This is a genomic window from Brachyspira pilosicoli (genome assembly GCF_008016535.1).
Classification (GTDB): Bacteria; Spirochaetota; Brachyspiria; order Brachyspirales; family Brachyspiraceae; genus Brachyspira; species Brachyspira pilosicoli_A.
In genome coordinates this window covers 1-4,160 of sequence record NZ_SAXY01000067.1, presented here as the reverse complement: position 1 = coordinate 4,160, position 4,160 = coordinate 1, and the positions used below count along the sequence as shown (strand labels likewise).

Genomic DNA, 4,160 nt, shown 5'->3' with positions numbered 1-4,160 from the left:
AGCAGTGAATTGATAAACTGTTTTTCTGCCTAATTTGATATATTTAGTGTCTATTTGAACTATTTTGCCTTCTTTTTGTATTTTAGAGACAAATTTTCGTTTATCATATCGCTTCTTTTTCTTTTTTATTTTGTATCTCCAAAGATTATTTCTTTTTAGTACATTCTCTATAGCTGTAACACCTATCTTAATGCCTTTACGATTTAAATATGCTTTAATATAATGCTTACCTCGATATTCTTTAGTATAGAGTTTAATAATTAAATTAATAGCTTCTTGATTATTAAAGATATTTGGGGAAGTTTTTGGTCTAGTGCTAAAATTGGCGACAGTTCCAGTGTCTTTATATTTTTTAAGCCAAGCATAAAAAGTAGATTTGGGTATTTCTTCTATCTTTAAAAATCTTTTAATATTTTTAGTTTCTAATGCTTCATCTACTATAAATAATTTAAATTCTGTGCTATAATCTTTTTTCATAGTAGTATCCTTTATTTATTTTCTATATCAAAATATTATAACAAGGATACTGCTTTTTTTATACTAAAAAATGTCCAATATCTCATACCCCTAAACAGTAAAAATTTGTAAGTTTGATAATTTTTTATTCAACTTTTTCCCGCCTTCGCACCCATACCTAAAGGTACTTCTTTCAGTCGCAGGCACTTCCTTCGGTCGCGGTGCGTACTTCGTCAAAGTTTTTGCCCTTCGGGCACGTTTCGCGAAAATGCAAATGTTTTTGCTTTACATATTGGAATATGTATTAAATATAGCGTAAAACCTAAATTTGAGTTAAAAATGCAGTTCTTTTGGTTCTTTTATACCAATACCACAGGCACTTCCTTCGGTCGTAAAAGAACTGGGGTGCGGGGCAAAGCCCTGCAAATGTTTAACACTTAAACAACTATTTTTTATAAAATGAAGTTATATATAAAAATAAATAAAATTAGTTTTTATAAATAGATACTAAATATGGCAAAATATCTCTATAATCTAACTTATTCAAACAATCTATAGTTTTACAGCCTCTTTTTATATACTCGCAATGAAAGCTCTTTATTTTATTGCAATACTTTTCTCTTGCCTCTATATTAAAAGCCTTATCTCCTCTAACTCCATATATTAAAGGAAGTGTATCTCCAAATATGCCTATAGAATATATTCCAAGTGCATTTGCAATATGCAAAGGGGCACTATCACCTCCAATTAAAGCATACGAATATTTTATTACAGACATAAGCTCTCTTATTGTAAGTTTGTCTGTAAAATCTATTATATCGTCAATATTTTCTTTTATAATGTTTGCAAAAGACACATCATCTTTAGAGCCTATAATAATTACAGGCACATCATTAAACTCTTTTTTAAACTCTTTAATTAACTCTACAAAATGAGTATATCTTTTACTTATTCGTGTAGCTCCGCCATGAACTATTAGGGCATTTTTATAATTTTTCATTTTGTTATAACCGAATGCCTCTTCTTCTTTACTTAAAAATAATTCCGTATAAAAACCATCGTCTTTTATATTTAAAGGTTTTAAAATTGAAAGTATAGTATCAACAATATGCCTCTTGTGTTTTTTCCAAGGAGTTTTATGTGTAAGTAGAAATCCCCTGCACTCACTATTAACACCTACCCTCACTGGTATATTAGCTTTTTTTAAAATTGATGCCGAAACAAATGATGTATTTACTGCAAAACCTATATCATAATTTTCTTTTTTTATAAACTCTAAATTATTTTCATCTCTAATAATAATATTGTCTATATATGGATTTTCTTTTAATATATCAATTCCTCTTTTTCCATTTATTACATCAATAGTGCAATTATCAGCATAATGTTTTTTTATAGCTCTTATAATTGGAGTGATAAATATAGTATCTCCAATATAATTCATTCCTATTATTAAAATTTTCATTGATAAAAATAAAGCCTTTAAATATTATTTCTATTTGGTCTATTTTGTCTATGATCTCTTTTATAACTATTAACTCTTCTTATTCTAACAGAATTATTTACAGTTCTTTTTTTATCTTCTTTATCAGAAAACAATTTCTCTTCATTATACATTCTCATAATTTCAAAGAATAATATAAAAGTTAAAGGACCAAGTATAATTCCAGAAAGTCCAAAAAATAAAACACCCCCCAATATAGCAAAAAATATAAATAATGGGTGAAGCTCTATTCTATTACCTAAAAGCAAAGGACGAACAAAATTGTCTGGTATAGTAATAAAGAACCAAGAAACTACTAAAAATATTATAGCTCTTAAAATTTCTCCGTTAATTATAAAAAGCACTCCAAGAGGTATCCAAATAATAGTAGTACCAATAATAGGCATAAATGAAGCTATAATTGTAAGAAGTGCAAAAGTTAAAGAATTAGCAACACCAAATATAGAATAAACTATAAAAGCACAAATACCTTGAAATATACCAGTAAATAAATTTCCAAATATTATTCCTCTTATACCTTCAGAAGCTTGTTTGAATAATCTGTCTAAATATTTTTGCTCTATAGGTATTAATGAACTTACCTGATTTTTTAAATATTCACCATCTACAAAAAAGAAGAATAAAGAAAACATCATAAATATAAATGAACTTACAAACTTACCTGTTCCTTTTAATATGCCTGCCACATTCTGCGTTAAATAAGAACTAACCGAAGTTAAATTTGATAATAAACTATCTTGTATTCTTCTTAATATTTCTGCTGCAGATATTTCTACAGGAAGCATTGATAATAATTCTCTTAATCTATCATTATTTAAAATAGAATTAAAATCTAAATTCATAAAATATTTTATACCAATATTTGATATATCTATAAGCTGAACTATTATAGTATATATTAATAAACTAGTTGGCACTAAAAATATAATTAAAGATGTTAAAGAAAATAATAAAGCTAAAGTATGCCTTTTAATCATAGATATCTTATCTTCTTTACCATAGCTTTTACCTATAGCCTTTTTAAATAATGGTGATAAAACAACATAAAAAACCAAAGCAAAAAATATCACCATACCAAATGGTCTTAAAAGCTGATACATTATAAATATTGATAAAAAGATAAAAGTGATAAAAAATATTTGACCTATATTATATTTGTTCATCTATATTCCTAATATATTTTAAGTACTAGAGTTATTATATTATATAATTTAATATTGTCAAAGAAGTAAATAAATATTTTTACTAACTATTATTTTTTTCTATGGCCTTATATTCATTCCAAAGATTATCCATTTCTTCCAAGCTCATACTATCCAAACTTCTATTCATTTTCTTTGCCATATCTTCTATATACTGAAATCTTCTTTTAAACTTTTCATTTACTCTTAATAGTGAATTGACAGGATTAATTTTATTCATACGGGCAAAATCCAAAACAGTCATTATTAAATCGCCTATCTCTTCTTCCAAATGCTCTTTGTCTTTTTCATTATATGCTTCTTTAACTTCTATAAGCTCTTCTTCTATCTTATCTAAAGAATCATCTATATGCTCATATTCAAACCCAACACTAGCAGCTTTTTTCATTAACTTATATGACTTTTCCATTATAGGCAAAGATTTTGGTATGCTGTCTAATATGCTTTTATTATTATCTTTCTTCTCTTCTTTTTTTATCTCTTCCCACTGTTTTAATATGCCATTGACATCTTTTACTCGACTGTCTCCAAATACATGCGGGTGTCTTCGTACAAGTTTTTCATTAATATTATTACAAACATCATCTATATTGAATTTATTTTCATCATTAGCAAGCTCAGAAAAAAATACCACATGAAGCAAAATATCCCCAAGCTCTTCTTTTATATTCTCATAATCTTTATTATTAATAGCCTCAACTACCTCGTAAGCCTCTTCCAAAAAACAAGGTATTAAACTATCAAATGTTTGAACCCTATCCCAAGCACAACCATTCTCACCGCGAAGCTTTTTTTGTCATGGAGCCATAGATATTGTACTTTTACTTGCTATAATATTTTTGATTCTTTCTTTGATTGTAATATAACCTAGCGAAGAAATCAATCTTTGATTGTTATAAAAATGTGTATATTCTTTTAATTTTTCTCTCAATAATTCTACTGTGATATTTTTATTTAATCGTGAATAAAATTCTCTTTCGTCTATGCCGTGTACTCTT

The 4,160-nt window shown here is 26.9% G+C and carries 3 protein-coding genes and 2 pseudogenes; all 5 read right to left on the bottom strand.

The window, feature by feature from the left end; genetic code table 11:
* Positions 1 to 477: pseudogene (locus EPJ72_RS11235) on the bottom strand (hypothetical protein); the annotation flags it as partial.
* A 466-nt stretch (positions 478 to 943) separates the two neighbouring features.
* Positions 944 to 1,921 carry a glycosyltransferase family 9 protein gene (locus EPJ72_RS11230; RefSeq protein WP_147732230.1) on the bottom strand — a complete coding sequence of 326 codons (978 nt, stop codon included), beginning with the start codon at positions 1,919 to 1,921 and terminating at the stop codon, positions 944 to 946.
* 17 nt (positions 1,922 to 1,938) lie between these two features.
* Positions 1,939 to 3,123, bottom strand: coding sequence for an AI-2E family transporter (locus tag EPJ72_RS11225; RefSeq protein WP_147732229.1), 1,185 nt, complete (start codon positions 3,121 to 3,123; stop codon positions 1,939 to 1,941).
* 82 nt (positions 3,124 to 3,205) lie between these two features.
* A pseudogene (mazG, locus tag EPJ72_RS11220) lies at positions 3,206 to 3,955 on the bottom strand (nucleoside triphosphate pyrophosphohydrolase); the annotation flags it as partial.
* 3 nt (positions 3,956 to 3,958) lie between these two features.
* A partial coding sequence (locus tag EPJ72_RS13095; protein ID WP_158636870.1) for an IS3 family transposase occupies positions 3,959 to 4,160 on the bottom strand: 202 nt, incomplete at its 5' end.

Excerpts from the sequence above, each read along its gene's own strand:
- EPJ72_RS11230 (WP_147732230.1), bottom strand. The coding sequence starts at position 1,921 with ATGAAAATTTTAATAATAGGAATGAATTATATTGGAGATACTATATTT.
- EPJ72_RS11225 (WP_147732229.1), bottom strand. The coding sequence starts at position 3,123 with ATGAACAAATATAATATAGGTCAAATATTTTTTATCACTTTTATCTTT.